Annotated in this window: 18 protein-coding genes; 5 read left to right on the top strand and 13 right to left on the bottom strand. The window is 73.4% G+C overall.

Going from position 1 to position 20,217, the window contains the following annotated elements; all coding sequences use genetic code 11:
- From IEZ27_RS49970 to IEZ27_RS49935, 8 genes are all read right to left on the bottom strand, one after another.
- A partial coding sequence (locus IEZ27_RS49970) for a cytochrome P450 (protein WP_189653707.1) occupies positions 1 to 1,031 on the bottom strand: 1,031 nt, incomplete at its 3' end.
- Position 1,032: 1 nt separating this feature from the next.
- Positions 1,033 to 1,233: a ferredoxin gene (locus tag IEZ27_RS49965; protein ID WP_189653706.1), complete on the bottom strand. Its 201-nt coding sequence runs from the start codon at positions 1,231 to 1,233 to the stop codon at positions 1,033 to 1,035.
- Positions 1,230 to 1,838: a TetR/AcrR family transcriptional regulator gene (locus tag IEZ27_RS49960; RefSeq protein WP_189653705.1), complete on the bottom strand. Its 609-nt coding sequence runs from the start codon at positions 1,836 to 1,838 to the stop codon at positions 1,230 to 1,232. Before IEZ27_RS49960 ends, IEZ27_RS49965 begins: the two co-directional genes overlap by 4 nt.
- A gap of 81 nt (positions 1,839 to 1,919) precedes the next feature.
- A complete protein-coding gene (locus IEZ27_RS49955) occupies positions 1,920 to 2,306 on the bottom strand; it encodes a FixH family protein (RefSeq protein WP_189653704.1) in 387 nt (128 codons plus the stop codon).
- Positions 2,303 to 3,574, bottom strand: a complete 1,272-nt coding sequence (locus IEZ27_RS49950) for a hypothetical protein (RefSeq protein ID WP_189653703.1) — start codon at positions 3,572 to 3,574, stop codon at positions 2,303 to 2,305. Before IEZ27_RS49950 ends, IEZ27_RS49955 begins: the two co-directional genes overlap by 4 nt.
- Positions 3,571 to 4,653: a hypothetical protein gene (locus tag IEZ27_RS49945; protein WP_229825059.1), complete on the bottom strand. Its 1,083-nt coding sequence runs from the start codon at positions 4,651 to 4,653 to the stop codon at positions 3,571 to 3,573. Before IEZ27_RS49945 ends, IEZ27_RS49950 begins: the two co-directional genes overlap by 4 nt.
- Positions 4,654 to 4,797: 144 nt before the next feature.
- Positions 4,798 to 5,838, bottom strand: a complete 1,041-nt coding sequence (locus tag IEZ27_RS49940) for a methyltransferase (RefSeq protein ID WP_189653702.1) — start codon at positions 5,836 to 5,838, stop codon at positions 4,798 to 4,800.
- Positions 5,835 to 6,860 (bottom strand): ABC transporter substrate-binding protein, encoded by a 1,026-nt coding sequence (locus tag IEZ27_RS49935; RefSeq protein WP_189653701.1) that lies wholly within the window; start codon positions 6,858 to 6,860, stop codon positions 5,835 to 5,837. The genes IEZ27_RS49940 and IEZ27_RS49935 overlap by 4 nt, the downstream gene beginning before the upstream one ends.
- Positions 6,861 to 7,085: 225 nt before the next feature.
- Here IEZ27_RS49935 and IEZ27_RS49930 point away from each other — a divergent pair, with 225 nt between their 5' ends.
- Both IEZ27_RS49930 and IEZ27_RS49925 read left to right on the top strand, forming a co-directional pair.
- Positions 7,086 to 8,363 carry an SGNH/GDSL hydrolase family protein gene (locus tag IEZ27_RS49930; protein ID WP_189653700.1) on the top strand — a complete coding sequence of 426 codons (1,278 nt, stop codon included), beginning with the start codon at positions 7,086 to 7,088 and terminating at the stop codon, positions 8,361 to 8,363.
- Positions 8,364 to 8,434: 71 nt separating this feature from the next.
- Positions 8,435 to 8,980: a GtrA family protein gene (locus tag IEZ27_RS49925; protein ID WP_229825058.1), complete on the top strand. Its 546-nt coding sequence runs from the start codon at positions 8,435 to 8,437 to the stop codon at positions 8,978 to 8,980.
- Between the two features lie 51 nt (positions 8,981 to 9,031).
- On the opposite strand, the gene IEZ27_RS49920 is transcribed toward IEZ27_RS49925, so the two are convergent.
- Complete coding sequence (locus IEZ27_RS49920) at positions 9,032 to 10,894, bottom strand: ABC transporter ATP-binding protein (RefSeq protein WP_189653698.1); 1,863 nt, start codon at positions 10,892 to 10,894, stop codon at positions 9,032 to 9,034.
- 441 nt (positions 10,895 to 11,335) lie between these two features.
- On the opposite strand from IEZ27_RS49920, the gene IEZ27_RS49915 reads away from it, so the two are divergent.
- Genes IEZ27_RS49915 through secD form a run of 3 tightly spaced genes read left to right on the top strand, consistent with a single transcriptional unit; the run spans position 11,336 to position 15,700 of the window.
- Positions 11,336 to 12,943, top strand: coding sequence for an amidase (locus IEZ27_RS49915; RefSeq protein ID WP_229825057.1), 1,608 nt, complete (start codon positions 11,336 to 11,338; stop codon positions 12,941 to 12,943).
- Between the two features lie 55 nt (positions 12,944 to 12,998).
- On the top strand, positions 12,999 to 13,424 hold the full coding sequence (locus tag IEZ27_RS49910; RefSeq protein ID WP_189653697.1) for a hypothetical protein: 426 nt from the start codon (positions 12,999 to 13,001) through the stop codon (positions 13,422 to 13,424).
- Between the two features lie 38 nt (positions 13,425 to 13,462).
- Positions 13,463 to 15,700 (top strand): protein translocase subunit SecD, encoded by a 2,238-nt coding sequence (gene secD, locus IEZ27_RS49905; protein ID WP_189653696.1) that lies wholly within the window; start codon positions 13,463 to 13,465, stop codon positions 15,698 to 15,700.
- A gap of 40 nt (positions 15,701 to 15,740) precedes the next feature.
- Here the strand turns inward: secD and IEZ27_RS49900 are convergent, their stop codons facing one another.
- The 4 genes from IEZ27_RS49900 to IEZ27_RS49885 form a co-directional block, all read right to left on the bottom strand.
- Positions 15,741 to 16,721, bottom strand: a complete 981-nt coding sequence (locus tag IEZ27_RS49900) for an alpha/beta fold hydrolase (protein ID WP_189653695.1) — start codon at positions 16,719 to 16,721, stop codon at positions 15,741 to 15,743.
- 117 nt (positions 16,722 to 16,838) lie between these two features.
- The gene (locus IEZ27_RS49895; RefSeq protein ID WP_189653694.1) at positions 16,839 to 18,440 is read right to left on the bottom strand and encodes a GMC oxidoreductase; all 1,602 of its coding nucleotides are present in this window, start codon (positions 18,438 to 18,440) and stop codon (positions 16,839 to 16,841) included.
- The gene (locus tag IEZ27_RS49890; protein ID WP_189653693.1) at positions 18,437 to 18,988 is read right to left on the bottom strand and encodes a carboxymuconolactone decarboxylase family protein; all 552 of its coding nucleotides are present in this window, start codon (positions 18,986 to 18,988) and stop codon (positions 18,437 to 18,439) included. Before IEZ27_RS49890 ends, IEZ27_RS49895 begins: the two co-directional genes overlap by 4 nt.
- Positions 18,985 to 20,067: an NAD(P)H-dependent amine dehydrogenase family protein gene (locus tag IEZ27_RS49885; RefSeq protein WP_189653692.1), complete on the bottom strand. Its 1,083-nt coding sequence runs from the start codon at positions 20,065 to 20,067 to the stop codon at positions 18,985 to 18,987. Before IEZ27_RS49885 ends, IEZ27_RS49890 begins: the two co-directional genes overlap by 4 nt.
- Positions 20,068 to 20,217 lie beyond the last annotated feature (150 nt).

Here is a 20,217-nt window from a genome sequence, read left to right as displayed (position 1 = left end):
TCGCGGTTGGCGGCGGGGAAGGAGAGCAGGATCCAGTCGTCGGCCTTCATGTCGACGCCGTTCCAGTGCATGTCGTGTTTGACGAGGCGGGCCATGGTGACGGGGGCGTAGGCGCGCAGGAGTTCTTCCATGGCGGTGGGCAGGAGGGCGGGTTCGGCGACCAGGCGCCGGCGGTCCGCGGGGGTCTTGGCCAGGTGCCAGAGTGAGGCGCCGATGGCGCTCCAGGTGGTGTCGATGCCCGCGATCAGCAGCAGGGCGATCGTGCCCGCGACGTGCCCGGCCTCCAGCTTGTGGCCGTACAGTTCGGCGTCGATGAGGTAGGTCGTCAGGTCGTCGCGCGGGTGGTCCACGTGGTCGCGGATCTGCTCCAGCAGGTAGTCGAAGAGCCGGTCCATGTTGGCGATCCGCTGCTCGGGCGGCAGGTTGACGCCTTCGAGGGCGTTCTCGATGAACTCGCGGAAGCGCGGGCCGTCCTCCGGAGGGAAGCCCAGCATGTCGGCGATCACCCGCATCGGGATGTGCTGGGCGTAGTCGCGGGCCGCGTCCACGACGTCCTGGCCCTCCAGGCCGTCGATCAGCTCGTGGCACAACGCCCGGGTCGACTCCTCGCGGCGGGCGACGGCCGTCTTGGTGAAGGCCGGGAGCAGCAGCTTGCGGGCGTCGTGGTGGAAGGGCGGGTCGGACGAGATCGGCGGCGTGCCGCCCACCGGGGCGCTCTCGGGCGGCGGGCGGAAGTTGCTCATGATGATCGAGCGGGAGGAGAACCGATCGGTGTCGTAGGCGATGGCCGCGACGTCCTCGTAGCGGGTGGGGAGCCAGCCGCCGCCGAACCGGTCGGTGCGGGCGATCGGGCAGCGTTGCCGCAGGTCGTCCTGGATCGGGTACGGGTCGGCGGCCCACTCCGGCTCCAGGTGGGAGAAGTCGGTCGCCCAGTCCGAGACCGGGCCGGTGACGATCTCGCTGCGGGTGCCGGCCCGCTCGTCCTCGCCGGGCTCGTCGAAGCTCTTCACGAACCGCTCGTCCACGCTCATGTCACGCCTCCCCGACCAGGTCGATCGCGTGCTCCGGGCAGTTGGAGACGGCCAGCCGCGCCGTACGCTCCTGGCCGGGGCCCACCGTGCCGTCGCCGAGGACCGTTCCGTAACCTTCGTCGTCCTCGCCGAACAGGTCGGGGGCGAGGTCGTAGCAGCGGCCATGTCCCTGGCAGCGCCCGGGGTCGATCTGTGCTTTCACGGCGTTCCTTCGTGCGGTGGGGCGGGGGAGAGGGCGGCGACGACGCGGGTGAGCAGCGTGGCCCACTCCTCCTCGCCGACCTGGTACGGCTCCGGCGCGATGAGCGCGCTGCCCATCGCGAGCAGGAGGCAGAAGTGGGCGATCGCGTCCGGCGACAGCCCGGGGTCCAGCTCGCCGCCGGCCTGTCCGGCGCGGACGAGGTCGGCGAGCCGGCCGGCGCGTTCGCCGACGTAGTCGCGCATGGCAAGGGCCACGTCCTCGTCGCGGCGGGCGGCGACCAGCGCCTCGACGGTGAGGTCGCCGCCGGTGTCACGGGGGCGGGGGAGCCGGCGGCCGGCGGCGAGGAGCAGGTCGGCGACCGGACGGCCGGGCTCGTCGTCGAACAGCCCGGCCATCAGCCGCCGGCCGTGCGCGCCCAGCGCGGCCACCAGCAGTTCGGCCTTGGAGCCGAAGTGGGCGTACAGGGCGCCGTTGCTCACGCCCGCGCCGGCGGCGATGTCGGCGACGCGGGTGCCGTCGTAGCCGCGCCTGGCGAAGACGTCGGCGGCGGCGCGCAGCAGGCGTTCCCGCGTCTCGGCGGCGGTGACGCCGGCGATACGTCCCATGCACGAATTAAAAGATCGTTCATTTCATTCGTCAAGAGCAGGCTCCGATCCCGTTTCGGGCTTCATTTCCGTCATGGGCTCCTATTCCGTGATGGGCGCCTTCACCACCAGCACCTCCTCTCCCGCCGCGCCGCTCAGCCGGACCGACAACTCCCACACCCCGGCCATCGGGAACAGCTCGCCCTCGGCCGCGTACCGGCCGGGTTGCCGCTGGTCGGCGGTGATCTCCGGGGTGGCGTGGCCCATGCCGGGCATCACGGTCGACAGCGTCACGGTGTGCGGGTCGCCGGAGGTCACCCGTACCTCGGCCGCCACGCGGCCCGTCGTCGGCCTCGGGATCGAGACCGTGACGGCGTACCGGGTGCCGACGCTGGTCAGGGTGAGCGGGGCGGGGCCGGAGCCGCGCGCGTACAGGAACAGCGCCAGGGCCGCCGCCAGCAGGGCGGCGACGGCCAGGACCCGCCTCATCCGAGGGCCTCCGTGACGTCGACGGTGAAGGGCACGGTCACGATTCGGTCGCCGGTCGCGTACTGGGCCCAGGCCAGGTAGCGGCCCGGGGCCGGGAAGCTGAAGGTGAAGCGCAGCCGCGGCGCCGGAACGCCCATCTCGTGCACGTGGCCGAGGAACGTGCCGTCCTGGCTGCGTACGATCAGGTGCCCCGACATGCCCAGCCACTGGCGTGGCGTGACGCCGATGCCCAGCTCGATCGCCGCCGGACGGCCCGCGACCGGCGCGGACGGCCGTACGACGGGGGTGGCCGCCGGCGCGGGCGGCGGCGGGGCGGCCACCGCGTGCCCGGCGACCTGGAACACGCCGCTGAGCAACTGGCCGCCGGAGTCCTCGCGTTCCAGCTCCGCGTAGGCCAGGAACCGGCCCGGCCGGTCGGCGCGCAGCCGGACCTCCAGCCGCCCCGGCGCGGTGCGCAGCGGGTGCAGGTGCCGGAAGTACGCGCCGTCCTCGCTGGTGACGACCACGTGCGCGAGCGCCTCGTGATGCAGGACGAGATCGTCCACCGGATACCCGGTCGAGCCGTCGGTGAGGTCGAGGCGCAGGGTGAACTCCTGACCGGCCGCCGGACGGGCCGGGAAGGCCGTCACCCGCCCCTGCGCGAACGGCCGCCCGGCCGCCTGCGTGCTCACCGTGGGCACGGCGCCGTCGGCCGGCGGGGGCGGCAGCATGGGTTCGAACACGACGACCATCGCGGCCACGGTCACCGCGGCCGCCGCGCCCCCGGCCAGCACCATCGCCGGCGTCCTGCGTGACAGCGCGCCGGTCAGCAGGCCGCCGACCAGCAGCAGCCCCGCCACGAGCAGGCCGCCGTAGATCAGGAACTCACCGGCGGAGCCGCGGTTCACCAGGACCCGGAACGGCAGCACGGCGACCTCGTCGCCCGCCGTCAGCCGGAGCTCGTGCGGCCCGGTGCGCTCCACCGGCAGCTCGACGTAGCGGGGGTCGCGGGCGGCCTGCGCGGTGGCGGTGACCTTGTGGCCGTCCTCGACCGAGCGCACCTCCAGGCCGACCCGCGGCCCGGTCGCCGGTTCGTACGCGATCAGGCCGATCAGCAGCGGCCCCGGCACCCGCGAGGTGGCCTTGACCACGACCGTGAGCTCCGCGCCGGCGATCGTCTGGGCGAAGCGCAGGTCCGCCCCGGCCGCGACGTTGTGGGCCGCGGCCGGTACGGCGCCCGCGAGCAGCAGGACGACGGCGAGACAGAGGACCCGGAGCAGCCGGGTCATGCCCGGCCGGCGTCGGCCGCGTCCGCGGGCAGGGCGTTCGGCAGGAACAGCGCGCCGAGCGCCAGGCCGATCAGCCCGGCCACCACCGGCGCGCCGGTCCACAACTCGGGCACCGCGGGCAGCCCGCCCCCGGCGACCGAGGCGACCGCGATGTAGAGCGACCAGGTGACGAAGGCCGACAACCCGGCGAAGGCCCAGTAGGCGGCCCGCCGCGCGCCGGACGGGCGCAGCAGCCGGATCAGCACGTCGCTCGCCAGGCCCGCGGCGACGAACGTGAGCAGGGTCGGCAGGTTCTCGAACGCCGTCTGCGAGCCGGGCATCAACGCGGCGACCGTGTACATGACGGTCACGCCGCCGAAGGGCAGGTTCCAGCGCCGTACCACCAGCAGCACCGGGGCGAGCAGGACGACGTTGCTGATGGCCATCGAGGCGGCCAGCCGGTCCGCGCCGGGCCCCCGTACGTCGGAGAACGACTCGACGATGTCGGCGGAGCCGTACTGGAGGGCGTCGCCGTACGACAGGAACAGCGACACCAGCGTGGCCGCGAACGCGAGCCCGGCCAGCGCCGGGACCAGCCGCCCGAGCGAGGGCCGCACGCCCACGTCGGGGGCGCTCCAGGCCGAGCGCAGCGGCGTGGTGATGATGAGCAGCATGGTCACGATCAGCCCCAGATGGGACGGGCTGAACAGGATGTCGATGCTCGTCTCGATGCCGAGCACGGTGTGCCAGGTCATGTCGGCCAGGCCGCAGACCGCGAACGCCGGGATCGCGACCAGCCCGGCCAGGTAGCCCTGCGGTACGGCGGCCAGCCCTTGGCGGCCGAGCCGCACGTTGCGGTAGACCTGCCAGATGATCCAGCCCGACACGGCGGCGAACCCCGAGTAGAAGGCCGCGTGCCACGGCGTGAAGAACGTCTCCAGCTCGGTCAGGTTGCTGTGCGCCCACGCGTCGATCATCAGCCCGACGCCGAACCAGACCCCCAGCAGCGCCGTGACGAGATCCGCCCGGAGCGGGACCCACCCGCGTGGTTCCCCCGAGTCCGCAAGTAATCGCCGCACGCCGGCGTTGGTCTCCGCCACTTCGTGTCTCCCCTTTCCATGAACGATCAGTTTCGGAAGCCGCGAAGTGGCGGAAAGCCGAAGATCACCCGCACCGTACGGCCCGGGCCCGCGCCCGTAGCCGCCAGTCTGGTGGACGGCCGGTGCATGTGCGCGGCCGGCGGCTCATCCGGAGGCCGGGCGCTGCCTGGCCACCACCAGGTGCAGGCCGTGGGGGAGCGGTTCGGTCCGCGCGACGTGCAGCCCGGCGGCCTCCAGCAGGGACTCGACGCCGGTCAGCGTGCGTTCGCGGCCGCCGGTGAACAGCGTGAGCATCTTCATGTCCAGCGCCACGGCCGACGTCGGCGAGCGGTGCGGGTCGTCGTCGAGGATTGCGTCCACGATCCACAACTCGGCGTCCGCGTCCATCAGGGCGGCGATCCGGGCCAGCAGCTTGGCGGCCTGCTCGTCGGGATAGTTGTGCACGATGTTGCTCAGCAGGTACAGGCCCGCCAGGGGCAGCGGGTCGGCGAACATGTCGCCCTCGGCCACCGTGACGGCGGACCGCCCGTCCAGGTGCCGCCGGGCCTGCGCCGCCACCTCGGGCAGCTCGAACAGCACGCCGCGCAGCCGCGGGTGGGAGGCCAGGAGCGTGGCCAGGACGATGCCGGTGCCGCCGCCGATGTCGGCGACGGCGTCCACGCCGGTCAGGTCCTGCCCGGCCAGCGCGCGGGCCACGGTGACGCTGCGGGTGGCCATGAACTCGTTGAACAGGGCGCCGGCCGCGGGCTGCGTGCTGAGCCAGTCGTAGGGGGAGCCGACCTGGTGGAGCTCCAGGGCGGCGGGGCCGCCGCGGGTGATCGTCCGGTGCAGCAGGTCGGCCGAGTCCCGCCACAGCTCCTCGCCCCACATCAGCGCGGCGGGGGCCAGCGAGTCGTCCCGCCCGCTGGTGAGCAGGTCGCCCTCGCCGGTGAGCAGGTAGCGGCCGCGGGCGTCCCGCTCGACGAGCCGCAGGTGCTCCAGCGCCCTCAGCAGGCGGCCCAGCAACTGCTCGTCGGGACGGCCGGTCCCGCCGGCGGCGATCTCGTCGGCCAGCTCGTCCACGGCGCAGGCCCCGGCGGCCAGCAGGTCGAAGACCGACAGCCGCAGGGCCGCCCGGACGGCGGCGTACAGGATGTAGTCGTCGATCAGGCGCAGCACCCGCGCCCGCTTCCACGTGTCGCTCATGGGTTCCCCTTCCCCGATTCCCAGGGCGGCCGGACGATCATGCTCTCCGCCCGCAGCGGCGCGGGCAGGTAGCCGAACCTCACCATGGTGTCCACCACCGCCTGCAGCTTCTCGGCCTCCAGGCCTGCGGGGAACGTCCCGAGCGTGATGGTCGGCAGGACCTCGCGCGGGATCTTCGTGTACGTGCCCAGCACCCCGGTGACCAGGGCCCGGTCACGCGAGTCGAGCTGGGCGTGGGCCATGGCCCGCTGGAACCCGGCCACGCTGCGGGGATGCGCCCCCGCGTACGACGAGGTCGTGGCCCATCCGGCGATCGGCCACCCGGCCGGGACGTTCGCCATGGCGTCGCCCAGCGACCGGCCGCCCTGCCGCGCGTAGGCGGTGATGAACGGCTCGGTCATCCAGGCCACGTCCACCGTGTGCGCGGCCAGCGCGGCCGGCATGTCCGGCAGGGGGATCTCCTTGAACGCGACGTCGGCCGCCGACAGCCCGGCCGCGGCGAGCACGGTCTCGGCGCTCAGCGTGGCCACCGAGCGCAGCGTCGCCACCGCGATGCTCCTCTTCGGGCCGCCGGGCGTCTTGAGGTCGCGCACGTTCCGGATCGGGCTGCCGGGCGGCACGAAGAGCTGGAACGCGCCCGGCGCGGCGTGGTAGGCGTCGGCGACCAGCTTGAGCTGTCCGGGTTCGCGCCGCTGGTACAGGAAGCCCGTCACGTAGTTGATCAGCGCGAACTCCAGGGCGCCGCCCCGCATCTTCTCGATCGCCGGGCCGCCGCCCCGTACGACCACCGGCTCCACCTCCAGCCCCTCGGCGGCGAAGTAGCCGCGGTCGCGGGCGAGGTAGACCAGCGCGCTGTCGGGGATCGGGATGACGCCGACCCGGATCTTCTCCGGCGGCGCGCCGGACCGGGCCGTTCCGGCGCCGCCCGTCGCCGGCGCGGACCCGCCGCAGGCCGAGGCCCCGACCGGCAGCACGGCCAGCAGCAGGCCCAGCAGGGCCGGTAGGGGACGTAATCGTCTCACGGTTCTCCCTTCGAGGTCCGCCGCCGGCTTGCGCTCCCGCTGGCGGCCTGACACAGGTCGGAACCAACGCCCTTGAGTGCACCATCGGGACGCCCTCCTTGCAACGCCCGGTCAGAACGGGAATGCCGTCGTGTCAGAAGCGGATCACCCTGTTGACCCGTGGCGCGGCCCGTCGTACGGTCCGGGAGAAATATTCGCTGCTAGACCGAAAGTTTCGGAGTGCCCATGGGCAGAATGTGGAAGCTGGTGGCCCTCGCCGTCGCCGGGGCCGCGGTGCTGACGGCCGCGCCCGCCACGGGCGCCGCCGACCCGTCCTCGCTCCCCGGAGAACACTGGGTCGGCACCTGGACCTCGATGCCGCAGCTCACCGAGCCGGGCAACATGCCGCCGCCGCCGTACACGCAGGACGGGCTGGTCCTGGCCGACACCACGCTCCGGCAGACCGTCCGCGTCTCGGCCGGCGGGAAGCGCGTACGGGTACGCTTCTCCAACGCCTTCGGCGGCGCGCCGCTGCCCATCACGCGGGCCTCCGTGGCGTTCCCGGAGGGCGGGGCGGCCGGGGTGAGCACGATCCGGCCCGGCACCGCGCGGCCCCTGACCTTCAGCGGCCGTGCCTCCACCGTCGTGCCGGCCGGGGCGCAGGTCGTGTCCGACCCGCTGGACCTCGCGCTCGCGCCGCGCTCGGTGTTGTCGGTGACCGCGCATCTCGCCCAGGGCCAGGCCTCGAACGCCCTCACCTCCCACCCCGGCTCCAGGACCACCTCCTACCTGGCCCCCGGCGACCAGACCGACGCCCCCGGGCTGACCGGCGCCACCCCGGTCGACCACTGGTATCTGCTGAGCGCGGTCGAGGTGCGGGCCAAGCGGTCCACCGCCGCCCTCGCCGTACTGGGCGACTCGCTCACCGACGGCAGGGGCTCCACCACCAACCGGAACGACCGCTGGCCCGACCAGCTGCTCGACCGGCTCCAGCCGCGCCTGCCCGGCCTCGCGCTCGCCAACCAGGCCGCCGGCGGCAACCGGGTACTGAACGACGGACTCGGCCCGGCCGCCCTGGCCCGGCTGGACCGCGACGTGCTCGCCCAGAGCGGGCTCGCCTGGCTGATCGTCTTCGAGGGCGTCAACGACATCGGCACCGCCCCGGCCACCGAGGCCGCGCAGCAGCAGGTCGCCGACGACCTGATCGCCGCCTACGACCAGATCGTCACCCGCGCCCACGCCCAGGACCTGCGCGTGTACGGCGCCACCCTCACCCCCTTCGGCGGCAACACCTCCTACGACGACCCCGGCGGCCTGCGGGAGGCGGCCAGGCAGCGCGTCAACGAGTGGATCAGGACGAGCGGCACGTTCGACGCCGTGATCGACTTCGACCGCGCGGCCCGCGACCCGGCCGCCCCCCGCGCCCTGCTGCCCGCCTACGACGTGGGCGACCATCTGCACCTGAACCCGGCGGGGTACCGGGCCCTGGCCGAGGCCGTGCCGCCCGGCCTGCTGCGCCGCTGACGCGGGAGCCGCGGGAGATCCGCGTCCGGGAAGCGTTGCGCCGGAGTGTGTGACTGGTGAGAAGATCGGGGGTGCTCCGAATAGCAAACGCCGTACTCGCGAGACTGCCGGAACCGCTGCGCGCCCTGGCGCTGAAGCACCGTGAACCACTGAAGTTCGCGGTGGTGGGCGGCACGACGTTCCTGGTGGACAACGCGCTGTTCTACGGGCTGAAGCTGACCGTCCTGGAACCGAAGCCGGTGACCGCGAAGATCATCGCGGTGCTCGTGGCGACGATCGTGTCCTACGTGCTCAACCGCGAATGGTCGTTCCGGACCAGGGGCGGACGCGAACGCCGTCACGAGGCGGCGCTGTTCTTCCTGGTCAGCGGCGTCGGTCTGGTGCTCAGCTCCGCGCCGCTGTGGATCTCCCGGTACGTGTTCCACATGGAGACCCCGGACGTGAGCCTGATGACCCAGGAGATCGCCGACTTCATGAGCGCGCAGGTCATCGGCACGCTGATCACCATGGTCTACCGCTTCTGGGCGATGCGGAAGTGGGTCTTCCCCGTGGAGCAGGCCCGGCCCGGCGGCCTGCGCCTGGCTCCCGCCCCCGACTCCAAGGACAAGGCGGCCTGAGACCGCGGCGCTCCGCGGGCCGGGACCCGCGGAGCGCCGGCAGGCTCATGATCAGCGGTAGGCGGCGGCCTGGAGGGTGTAGAGGTCGGCGTAGAGGCCGTTGAGCGCCATCAGGGCCTGGTGGTCGCCCTGCTCGGTGATCTTGCCGTGGTCGAGGACGTAGATGCGGTCGGCGTAGCGCACGCTGGCCAGGCGATGGGTGATCAGCAGGACCGTACGGCCCTCGGAATGGTCGCGGATGCGCTCGAACAGGGCGTGCTCGGCGCGGGCGTCGAGGGCGGCCGTGGGCTCGTCGCAGATCAGCAGATCGGCCTCGCGGTGGAAACCGCGGGCCACGGCGATGCGCTGCCACTGGCCGCCGGACAGCTCGTGGCCGTCCTTGAACCGGCGGTCGAGCAGGGTGCGGTAGCCGTGGGGCAGGCCCGCGACCACCTCGTCGGCGCCCGCGACCGAGGCCGCCGACCGCAGGGCGGCCTCGCCCTTGTCGGTGCCCATGGTGATGTTGTAGCGGGCGGTGAGCGGCCAGCGGGTGTGGTCCTGGGCGATGACGGCCGTACGCCGGCGCAGCTCGTCGGGGGGCACGCCGGCCACGTCGGCGTCGTCCCAGGAGACGGTGCCGGTGTCGGGCTCGTAGAGGCCGGACAGGATCTTGGCCAGGGTCGTCTTGCCTGAGCCGTTCTCGCCCACGAACGCGATGATCTCGCCGCGCTTGATCTCGACCGTCACCCCGCGCAGCGACGGCTCCTCCGCGCCCGGGTAGGTGAACGTCACGTCGTCGGCCACGATGCGGTCGAAACTTTCGGGCACGGCCCCGGGCCGGTCGGCGGGGACGCGGCGTTCGGCGTCGGCGCAGAACTGGAGGAAGTCGGTGAAGTAGAGGCCCTCCTCGTAGAGGCGGTTGGTGGCGTACATGAGGTTGGCCAGCGAGGACTGGCCGGTCCTGATGGCCAGCACCGCGGTGCCGGCGACCGCGAGCGGGATCGCGGCCACGGCCAGCAGCACGCCGAGCGCGACGTAGACCAGGGCGGTGCCGAGGCCGCCCAGGGCCTCGCCGACCAGCCTGGCCAGGGTCTGGCGTCGGGCCAAGGTGAGCAGGACGTCCTGCTCGGCCCTCGCGACCGCGTCGTACATGCGCAGCAGGAAGCCGCGCATGGTGAACGAGCGCACCTCGGCGGCGGGCTCGCGCTCGGCCAGCAGCTCGGCGATGATCCACTTGCGGCGGCGGGCGGGGATGAGGGAGTACATGGTGGAGTAGCGCATGCGGGCGCCGCGCACCGCCGCCCAGGCGTCGGGCAGCACGGCCAGCAGGAGCAGCGGCAGCAGGACCGGGTGGAGCACGCCCAGCACGCCGGCCGCGGCGGCGATGCCGACGGCCGCGGTGACGACGTCGATGGCCGAGGTGACGACCGAGCTCGCCACCGAGACGCCGCGCTGGTTGGCGCGCTCCAGGCTGTCGTGGAACTCCGGGTCGTCGTAGGCGGCCAGCTCCACCTGGCTGGTCAGGCCGTAGAGGCGTTCCTCGGTGTGGCGGGAGATCTGCGGGGTGAGGCGCGACTGGGCCCAGCCCGCGCCGGCCTGCATCGCGGTGCGCAGCACGGCGGCGGCCCCCACCAGGGCGAGGCTGGGCAGGGCGGCCAGCACCCGGTCGGGGGTCGGGCCCTCGCTGAACAGGGCGCTCAGCACGCCGGTGGTGGCCAGCAGGCCGAAGGCGGTGAACAGGCCGCCGAGGAGGTTGAGCGCGATGGTGGCCACGGTGTCGCGGGGGCCGGCCCGCCAGGACATGCTCATCGCCTGGGCGACGAGCGAGGGCAGGCGTCTGGCGATGGTCAGGAAGCCGACCTCGGCCATCTTGTCGTTGTGGGCGTACCAGTCGGAGATGGCGATCTCGCCGAGTTCGAGAGGCTCATCGGGCATGCGTTGAGTGTGCGCCCGGCAACTGACAGTTTCCGGCCCCGGAGGGCGCGAGGTGACAGGACGGTGTCCCGGAGGCCAGCCCGCGTCCGCCGGGTCGCCGGGCGAGGACGCGGTCGGGCATCGACCGGGACTCGGGCGCGCTCACGGGGGTCGGCCTGACCGGCGTGACCATGCTGACCAGGCAGGACGGCACCCCTTGCCCTGGTTACGGCAAGCCCGGCTCGGCCGACCCCGAGTCCGCGGCCGGCGAACGGGGAGTGCACGCTGGTGATCGGGTCCGACGACAACTTCAGCCGCGGCGAGGTCACCCGGTTCACGGTGTTCGCGGCCACGGGCTGCCCCTGACGAACCCCTGGCCCCGACGGGCGGCAGTTGTCCGGGACAGATATATCTGATTTGGAATATTTTCCAGAGAAAGCATCATGGTTACGCTCTTCAGCCATGACTCTCATGAAGCCCCGCCGCCGGCTCGCCGTGGCGGCCGCGCTCGCCGTGGCCGGGTTAACCGTGGCCGCCCCGGCGCAGGCCCGCGAGGCGGCCACCCCATCCGCCGGCACCGTCCTGCGCGGCCTGGACCTCGACCGCGCCAACGTGCTCGACCTGCAGCGCGCCATGGACCGGGGCCGCTTCGACGCCGTGACGCTCACCCGGTTCTACCTCGACCGCATCCGCGCGGTGGACCCGCTGGTGCACGCGGTCGTCCAGACCAACCCCGGCGCGCTGCGCGAGGCCGAACGCAGCGACCAGCGTCGCCGCCGGGGCGCCCACGGCCCCCTCGAAGGCATCCCGGTCCTGCTCAAGGACAACATCGACACCGTCGCGCCGCTGCGTACGACCGCCGGCTCGCAGGCGCTGCTCGGCTCCCGCCCGGCCCGCGAGGCGTTCCTCGTCCAGCGGCTGCGGGCGGCCGGCGCGGTGATCCTCGGCAAGGCGAACCTGTCGGAATGGGCCAACTTCCGCTCCGCCCCGTCCTCCAGCGGGTGGAGCGCGGTGGGCGGCCAGACCAACAACCCGTACGTGCTGGACCGCAACCCCTGCGGGTCGAGCAGCGGCTCGGCGGTCGCCGCCGCCGCCACCCTGGCCGCGGTCACCATCGGCACCGAGACCGACGGCTCGATCGTCTGCCCGGCCGGGATCAACGGCGTGGTCGGCATCAAGCCCACGCTCGGACTGGTCAGCAGGGCCGGCGTGGTGCCGCTCTCGGCACGCCAGGACACCGCGGGCCCGATCACCAGGAACGTCACCGACGCCGCCGCCGTGCTCTCGGTCATCCAGGGGGCCGACCCGCGCGACCCCGACACCGTGCCGGGCGGCGACCGCGACTACCTCAGGGCGCTGCGGCCCGGCGCGCTGTCCGGCGCCCGCATCGGCGTGTGGCGCTCGGTCGCGGGCGACAACCAGGAGGTACGCGCCACCCTGGACGCCGCCGTCGCCACCCTGCGCGCCCGCGGCGCGACCGTGGTGGACGTCGAGCTGGAGGGCATGGACGAGGCCGGCGAGGCCGAGTTCCCCGCGCTGCTGACCGAGTTCAAGCACGACCTGAACGCCTACCTGGCCGCCACCCCCGGCCGCCACCCCGCCGACCTGGCCGGGCTGATCGACTTCAACCGGCAGCACGCCGGGACCGAGCTGCGCCACTTCGGCCAGGAGATCTTCGAGCAGGCCCAGGCCACCACCGGCGACCTGGACGACCCCGCCTACCGCGCCCTGCGCGAGAAGGCCACCACGCTGGCCCGCCGGGCGATCGACTCCTCGATGGCCGCCGGTCGCCTGGACGCGCTGCTGGCCCCCACCAACCACGCCGCCTGGCTGACCGACCTGACCAAGGGCGACGACTTCACCGGCTTCGTCTCCTCCTCCGCGCCCTCGGCCGTCTCCGGCTATCCGGCCGTCACCGTCCCCGCCGGGTACGCCCGTGACGTCCTGCCGCTCGGCGTCACCTTCTTCGGCGGGCGCTTCTCCGAACCCGCCCTGATCGCCCTCGGGTACGCCTTCGAACAGGCCACCCAGGTCCGCAAGCCGCCGACGTATCTGCGCACCCTGCCCTGACGGGCCGCGGCGGCGGCTACGGTAGGGGGCGACGGCAACGGGGGAAGGAGGCGACGTGCGCACCAGAGTGCCCGCCGCGCTGCTCCTCGTCCTGTCGTGGCTGCTCCCCGCGATCGGCCACGGCGAGATCGCCTCCCAGGTCGCGGCCGTCACGGCCCCGGCCCAGGCGGCGGCTCAGACACCGGCCCAGACACCGGCTGAGGCGCCGGTCCGGGCGTCGGTCCAGACGGTCGTCCGGGCGGAGGCCCACCGGCCCGCCGCCGCCAGTCTCCGTTCCACGCCGCCGCCGCAGCCGCTCGCCCAGGCCAGGCCGTCCGGGCACGACCAGGCGGGGCCCGCCGGGCAGGCGTTGCCCGCCGCCGGTCCGGCCCGGCCGCGTCCCTCCTGGACGGCCGTCGTACGGCCGCTCGTCTCCCGTTCCGCCGCCGACCGCCCGCAGGGCGCGCCGGCGGCCCGCGCTCCGCCCTCCACGGTGCTCTGAAGATCCCTCTTCCGCACACCTGAGCCTGTGGAGGCCTCATGTCACGTGCGCCCATGTGGCGCGCGCTGGCGGCGTTCGCCGTCATCGCGACCTCGATCATCCTGTCCCTCACCGCCACGCCACGCCTCGGCCTCGACCTGCGTGGCGGTACCCAGCTCGTCTTCGAGGCCAGAGACTCACCGACGGTCAAGGCCGACTCCTCGGCCACCGACCGCGCCCTCGACGTGCTCCGCCGCCGGGCGGACGCGCTGGGGGTCGTCGATCCCACCCTGGTCCGCTCCGGCGAGAAGCGGATCATCGTCGAGCTGCCCGGCGTGCTCGACCCGGCCAAGGCGGCCGAGGTCATCGGCCGTACCGCGCAGCTCGCCTTCCACTCCGTCACGGGCGAGGCCCAGGCGGGGGACGCCGGCGCGCTGCCCGACGAGAGCGGCCGGCACCTCGCGCTCGGCCCGGTGGCGGTCAGCGGCGACGGCGTCAGCGACGCCACCGAGCGCAGCGACCCGCAACGCGGGCCCGGCTGGTGGGTCACGGTCGACTTCCGCGACGCCGCCGCCTGGCAGCGGCTGACCGGCACGGCCGCCTGCCAGCAGGCGGGCGACCCCAAGCGGCGCGTGGCCATCGTGCTGGACAAGAAGGTCATCTCCTCGCCGCAGGTCGATCCGTCCGTGCCGTGCGGCACCGGCATCCCCGGCGGCAGCACCGAGATCACCGGGTCCTTCACCCACGAGGAGGCCCGCGATCTGGCCGTGCTGATCAAGGGCGGCGCGCTGCCCGTGCCGCTCGACCTGGTCGAGCAGCGGACGGTCGGCCCCACGCTGGGCGCCGCCGCCGTCGAGGCCAGCGTCAAGGCGGCCGTCGTCGGGCTGGTGCTGACCGCCCTGTTCATCATCGCCGTCTACCGCCTGTCCGGCCTGCTCGCCGCGATCGCGCTGACCTGCTACGGCCTGATCTCCTACGCCGCGCTGGTGGCGATGGGGGCGACGTTCACGTTGCCGGGACTGGCCGGATTCGTGCTGGCCATCGGCATGGCGGTGGACGCCAACGTGCTGGTCTTCGAACGCGCCAGGGAGGAGTACGCCCTGGCCCCCGGGCGCGGTCTGGCGCCCGCGCTGAACCGGGGCTTCAAGAACGCCTGGAGCGCCATCGCCGACTCCAACGTCACCACGCTCATCGCCGCCGGGCTGCTGTTCTGGCTGGCCTCCGGTCCGGTCAAGGGGTTCGGCGTGACGCTGGCGGTCGGCGTGATCGCCTCGCTGGTGTCGGCCATGCTGATCACCCGCGTGCTCACCCAGGCCGTCATGGGCCGGATCGGGCCGCGCCTTTCCGGCCTCGGCTCCGCCGGCGCGGTCAGGACGTGGCTGGCCCGCCGCGACCCGCAGCTCATGAAGGCCAGGAAGATGTGGCTGGCGGTCGCGGGCGGCCTGGTCGTGGCGGCGCTGGCCGGGCTGTTCGTGCGAGGGCTGGACTTCGGGGTGGAGTTCACCGGGGGCCGGCTCGTGGAGTTCGGCACGTCCAGGCCGGTCGAGGCCGACACCGCCCGGGAGATCGTGGCCAGGGCCGGTTATCCGGGCGCGGTCGTGCAGGCCACCGCCGACGGCGTGGCCGTACGGGCGGGGCAGCTCGACCCGGCCAAGATCCAGGCCGCGCTGGAGGCGCAGGCGGGCGAGGTGACCAAGCAGCGCGACGAGTTCATCGGCCCCACGCTGGGCGAGGAGCTGCGCCGCAACGCCGTCATCGCGCTCGGCGTGGCCGTGGCGGCGCAGCTGGTGTACCTGGCGGTGCGGTTCCGCTGGACGTTCGGCACGGCGACCGTGCTGGCCCTGGTGGTGGACCTGGCCGTCGTCCTCGGGCTGTTCGCCTGGCTCGGCAAGCCGGTGGACGGCGTCTTCCTCGCCGCGATGCTGACCGTGGTCGGCTACTCGGTCAACGACAAGGTGGTGGTGTTCGACCGGGTGCGGGAGCTGTGGGCCGCGCGCCGGACCGCGCCGCTGGCCGAGGCGGTGAACAAGGCGATCCTGCAGACCGTGCCGCGGACCGTCAACACCGGGCTCGGCGCGCTGTTCGTGCTGGTCGCGCTGGCCGTCTTCGGCGGCGACTCGCTGCGCGACTTCGCGATCGCGCTGGTCACCGGGATCGTGGTGGGCACGCTGACGTCGTCGTTCGTGGCGGGTCCCGCCGCCATCGGGCTCGCCCGGTACGACCGCCGTCCCGCCCCGCAGCCCCCCGCTCCCAAGTCCGCGCGGCGGCCCCGCGAGGGTTCGGGAGCCGTGTTGTGACCGGCCGCGGGCCCGCCCGGCGCGGGCCCGCGGCGCCGCCTCACAGCTGGGTGAGCCAGTCGAGGAGGAGGCCGTTGACCTCGTTGGGGCGTTCCTGCTGGACCCAGTGGCCGCAGTCGTCCAGGAGATGGGAGGAGACCAGGCCCGGCAGGGTGGCGGGGAAGGCGTCCACGGCGTCGGCCAGCCATCTGGTGGTGGCGTCCTGGGCGCCGCCGATGAACAGGGACGGCTGGGTGACGGGCGCGCCGTCGTACGGGGCGAGGTCGGACCAGTCGCGGTCCATGTTGCGGTAGCGGTTGAGCGCGCCGGTCAGGCCGGTGCGCTCGAACTCGGCGGCGTAGAAGTCGAGGTCGGCCGCGCCGAGCCAGCCCGGTAGCCGGCCCTCGGGGAACCGGTCGCGCAGCCGGCCGCCCGGGGCCACGAAGTGCGGGTCGGGCGCGCCGGGGCCGGGCATGGTGTCGGCCGACAGGGCCGCGTACATGCCCGCCAGCCAGCCGCGCACGTCCGGCTCGATCTCGGCCTCGGCCCGGCCGGGGGTCTGGAAGTAGCTGACGTAGAACTCGTCCGTCCCGCCCATGGCGGCGAACGCCTCGCTGGGACGCGGCCCGCCGCGCGGCACGTACGGCACGCTGAGCATGGCGACCGCGCGGAAGACGTCCGGCCGGAGCAGGGCGCTGTCGGCGGCGATGCCCGCGCCCCAGTCGTGGCCCACGATCACCGCCGACCGCTCGCCCAGCGCCCGCACCACGGCCACGCCGTCCTCGACCAGCTCGGTCATCCGGTACGCGGCCACGTCCGCCGGCCTGGACGAGCGCCCGTAACCGCGCACGTCCACCGCGACCGCCCGGTAACCGGCCGCGGCCAGCGCCGGGAGCTGGTGCCGCCAGGAGTACCAGGACTCGGGGAACCCGTGCACCAGCAGCACCAGCGGCCCCTCGCCCGCCTCCACGAGATGCACGCGGCCGGCGGGGGAGGGGACCAGGCGGTGGATGCCCTCGGCGACCGGGGTGAGCTGCGACATCGATCCTCCACGCACGTGATTCCTGGCCTGTCACCAGGATCATGCGCGGGCCGTCCGGCCGCCCGCAAACTCCTTTGCCGTTTCGGCAAACCCTCCGCCAAGGGTCGGTGGCGATGATCAGAGGTCGGTGGCGATGATCTTCTCGATGTTCCGCTCGGCCAGCGCCGTGATGGTGACGAACGGGTTCACGGTGGTGTTGCCGGGGATCAGCGAGCCGTCGATGACGTACAGGCCGGGGTGGCCGGCCAGGCGGCCGTAGTTGTCGGTGGCCCTGTTGAGCACCGCGCCGCCGAGCGGGTGGTAGGTGAGGTGGTCGCCCCAGATCTTGTACACGCCGAACAGGTCGGTGCGGTAGATCGTCCCCTCCTTGGCGTTGATCTTGTCGAAGATCGTCTTGGCCATGTCGATGGACGTCTGCTTCCACGCCGTCTGCCAGCTCAGGTCCACCTTGCCGGTCGCGGCGTTCCAGGAGAACTGCGCGCGGTGCGGCGTGTTGGTGATCGACAGGTAGAACGAGGCGTACGTCTCGATGCCGGTCGGCAGCGGCGCGACCTCGGCGAACGCGCCCCCGGCCGACCAGTTGTCGATGCCCGCGCACGGGATGGCCGACTGCAGCTTGCCGGTCGGGTCCCACAGGTGGTTGGCCCGGCCGCACATGACGTTGCCGTTGTCGCCCCAGCCCTTGCCGACCTCGTCGTCCAGGCCGGGCAGCGCGCCGGTGGCCTTCAGCTTGACCAGCAGCTTGCTGGTGCCGACGCTGCCCGCGGCGAAGAACACCCGGGTCGCCGTGACGGTCTTGGCGGCGGTGACCGAGCCGTCGGTGGCGAGCTGGTCGATCCGTACGGTGTAGCCGCCGCCCGCCGCCGGGGCGACCGAGGTGACCTGGTGCAGCGGCGAGATCGTCACCTTGCCGGTCGCCCTGGCCCGCGCGAGATACGTCTTCTGCAGGGACTTCTTGCCCTGGTTGTTGCCGTAGAGGATCTCGCCGGCCAGCGCCGACTGGGGTACGGTGCCGGCCGCCTCCTGCTTCATGTAGTCCCAGTCGTACACGTCGGGCACGAAGGTGAACGGGAAGCCGGAGCGCTGGGCGTGCTTGCGGCCGACGCGGGCGTACTGGTAGCAGGCGGTGGTGTCGAACCAGGCCGGGTCCACCAGGCCGACGCCGAGGCCGGAGTTGGCGCGCGGGTAGTAGACGCCGTACATCTCGTCGGCGTCGACCGACGGCAGCACGGCGGCGAAGTTCTCGCGCTTGGGCGTGACCGCCATACCGCCGTTGACCAGGGAACCGCCGCCGACGCCGCGGCCCTGGTAGACGGTGATGCCGGCGAACTCCTCGGCGTCCAGGATGCCGGTGTGGCGGGGGATGTCCCGGTCGATGGGGAAGCCGAGGAAGTAGTTGAGCGGCGCCTTGGTCCTGGTGCGCAGCCAGTAGGAGCGGTAGTCGGGCTCGCGGGTGTTGCAGAAGATCTTCCCGTCGGAGCCGGGGGTGTCCCAGGCCATGCCCATCTCGATCATGTGCACCTCGACGCCCGCCTGGGCCAGGCGCAGGGCGGCCACCGAGCCGCCGTACCCGGTGCCGATCACCAGGACGGGGACGCGGGCGCCGTCCGCGATCGGACCGGCGGCGGCGGTGCCCGCGGCGGCGGCGCGGCCGGGCAGGACGGCGGCGCCCAGGAGGGAGGCGCCTGTGGCGATGAAGGTGCGGCGGCTGGGGTTCATGTCACGTGCCCTCGCTCGGTCGCTTTGACGGCCGTCGGGTTGACGGCGGTCGGCTTTACGGAGGGTGAGGGGCCGTCGGTCAGCATGCAGGCCGTGTCGAGACCCAGCACGTGGTTGAGCCGGCCGAAAGCCCACCAGGAACCGATGCTCATGCTCAGTTCCACGATCTCGTTCTCGCTGTAGTGCTCGGTCATCCGGGACCAGAACTCCTCGTCGAGCCCGTGGTGGTCCAGGGCGTACCGCTCGGCGTACTCGGCGGCGAGCCGGGTGCGCGCGTCGAAGGCGTCCGTGGTGCGCCAGGCGGCGACCGCGTCGGCGAAGCCGTCCTCGACCTTGACGCCGTCACGCTCGGTACGCCAGTCGAGGCAGAAGACGCACCCGTTGATCTGCGCGATCCGCAGCCGGGCCGCCTCGAACTCGCGCAGGCCGAGGGTGGTGTGGGCGTAGACGGCCAGGGAGAACTTCGAGGCGGCGGCGCCGATGCCGGGGACCATCTCGCCCCAGACGTACGCGATGGGGTCCCTGCCTCCGGGGACGTCCACGATCATGGGTTCTTCCTTCCTAGCCGGCCGGTCGCGGGTCTCAGGGGGACGTCGAGCGCGTCGTACAGGCCGGGCGGGGCGGCGGCGAGCCAGCCGATGGCGTTCACCAGCCGGCCGGCCGCGGTGGCGTTCCCGCCCGCCGAACGGCTGCCGCCCTCGTCGGTGGCCTCGATCGTGACCTCGATGCGCGGACGGCCCTCGACGATCACCCGGTGGGCGCCGTCGCCGCCGTCCGGCGGGAGCGGCCAGTCGGGGGCGCAGGAGGAGTGGATGCGGGTGACGTGCTCGATCACGATGCGCGGCACGCCCTCGACGACGCCCTGCACCTCGAAGCGCACCGCGCCCTGGGTGCCGGCCTCGAACACGCCCATGCCAGCGGTGCTCACCGTACGGTCGAGCGGGCGGCGCTCCACGACCTCGCGGATCTCCTCCAGCGTGACGCCGAGGGCCCGCGCCATCAGCCGTACCTGGCCGCCCCACACCATGGACGGGACGGTCGGCGCGATCATCGGCGGCTCGTAGTCCATCGGGCGGCCCATGCCGACCATGTCACGGACCGCGTCCGGGCGGTCGTAGCCGGAGTAGTCGAAGATCTCCTGGCAGCGGATCGCGTCCACGACCGAGCCGAGGCCGCTGAGCAGCAGGGGCAGCACGTCGTTGCCCCAGCCGGGGTCGATGCCGGAGGCGAACAGCGAGCCGCCGCCCTCCGCGACGGCGGCCAGCATGTGCTCCCGCAGCTCGGGCGGGGCGCCCTGCTGGTCGTAGAGGGCGTACAGGGAGGGCGTGACGACGACGGCGCCGGCCCGTACCGCCCGGACGACGTCGGCCAGCGCGTCGTCGGGACGCAGGTCGCCGGAGGCGGCGTACACGACGGCCCTCGGGCGCGTGGCCAGGACGGCGGCGGGGTCGTCCGTCGCGGTGACGCCGAGGTCGCGGCCGAGACCGGCGAGCTGGCCGGCGTCGCGGCCGACCTTGTCCGGGGAGTGCACGACGACGGCGGCGAGACTGAGGTCGGGATGGGCCTCCACGGCCCTGATGGCGGCGCGGCCGACGTTGCCGGTACCCCACACCACGGTGGACATCATGGGCGGAGCGTAGCAAGCGCTTGGTTTGGTGTACAGGGCCCAAGACCGATCACCCCCGACGCCCGCGCCCCCGTCGGGACGCCCCCGCCCGGGCGCGGCGAGGGGCCGGTGGGGGCCGACGTCTGCCTTCCGTGCGGCAAGGCGTGGCCC

This window comes from Nonomuraea spiralis (genome assembly GCF_014648435.1).
In the GTDB taxonomy this organism is placed as follows: Bacteria; Actinomycetota; Actinomycetes; order Streptosporangiales; family Streptosporangiaceae; genus Nonomuraea; species Nonomuraea spiralis.
The sequence above is the reverse complement of the archived record's forward strand: the minus strand, read 5'-3'. Positions and strand labels throughout refer to the sequence as shown.

Coding starts and splice junctions, on each gene's coding strand:
- IEZ27_RS49895 (WP_189653694.1), bottom strand. CDS start 18,440: ATGAACCCCAGCCGCCGCACCTTCATCGCCACAGGCGCCTCCCTCCTG.
- IEZ27_RS49900 (WP_189653695.1), bottom strand. CDS start 16,721: ATGTCGCAGCTCACCCCGGTCGCCGAGGGCATCCACCGCCTGGTCCCC.
- secD (WP_189653696.1), top strand. CDS start 13,463: ATGTCACGTGCGCCCATGTGGCGCGCGCTGGCGGCGTTCGCCGTCATC.
- IEZ27_RS49915 (WP_229825057.1), top strand. CDS start 11,336: ATGACTCTCATGAAGCCCCGCCGCCGGCTCGCCGTGGCGGCCGCGCTC.
- IEZ27_RS49950 (WP_189653703.1), bottom strand. CDS start 3,574: ATGACCCGGCTGCTCCGGGTCCTCTGTCTCGCCGTCGTCCTGCTGCTC.
- IEZ27_RS49960 (WP_189653705.1), bottom strand. CDS start 1,838: ATGGGACGTATCGCCGGCGTCACCGCCGCCGAGACGCGGGAACGCCTG.
- IEZ27_RS49920 (WP_189653698.1), bottom strand. CDS start 10,894: ATGCCCGATGAGCCTCTCGAACTCGGCGAGATCGCCATCTCCGACTGG.
- IEZ27_RS49930 (WP_189653700.1), top strand. CDS start 7,086: ATGGGCAGAATGTGGAAGCTGGTGGCCCTCGCCGTCGCCGGGGCCGCG.
- IEZ27_RS49955 (WP_189653704.1), bottom strand. CDS start 2,306: ATGAGGCGGGTCCTGGCCGTCGCCGCCCTGCTGGCGGCGGCCCTGGCG.
- IEZ27_RS49940 (WP_189653702.1), bottom strand. CDS start 5,838: ATGAGCGACACGTGGAAGCGGGCGCGGGTGCTGCGCCTGATCGACGAC.
- IEZ27_RS49885 (WP_189653692.1), bottom strand. CDS start 20,067: ATGATGTCCACCGTGGTGTGGGGTACCGGCAACGTCGGCCGCGCCGCC.
- IEZ27_RS49890 (WP_189653693.1), bottom strand. CDS start 18,988: ATGATCGTGGACGTCCCCGGAGGCAGGGACCCCATCGCGTACGTCTGG.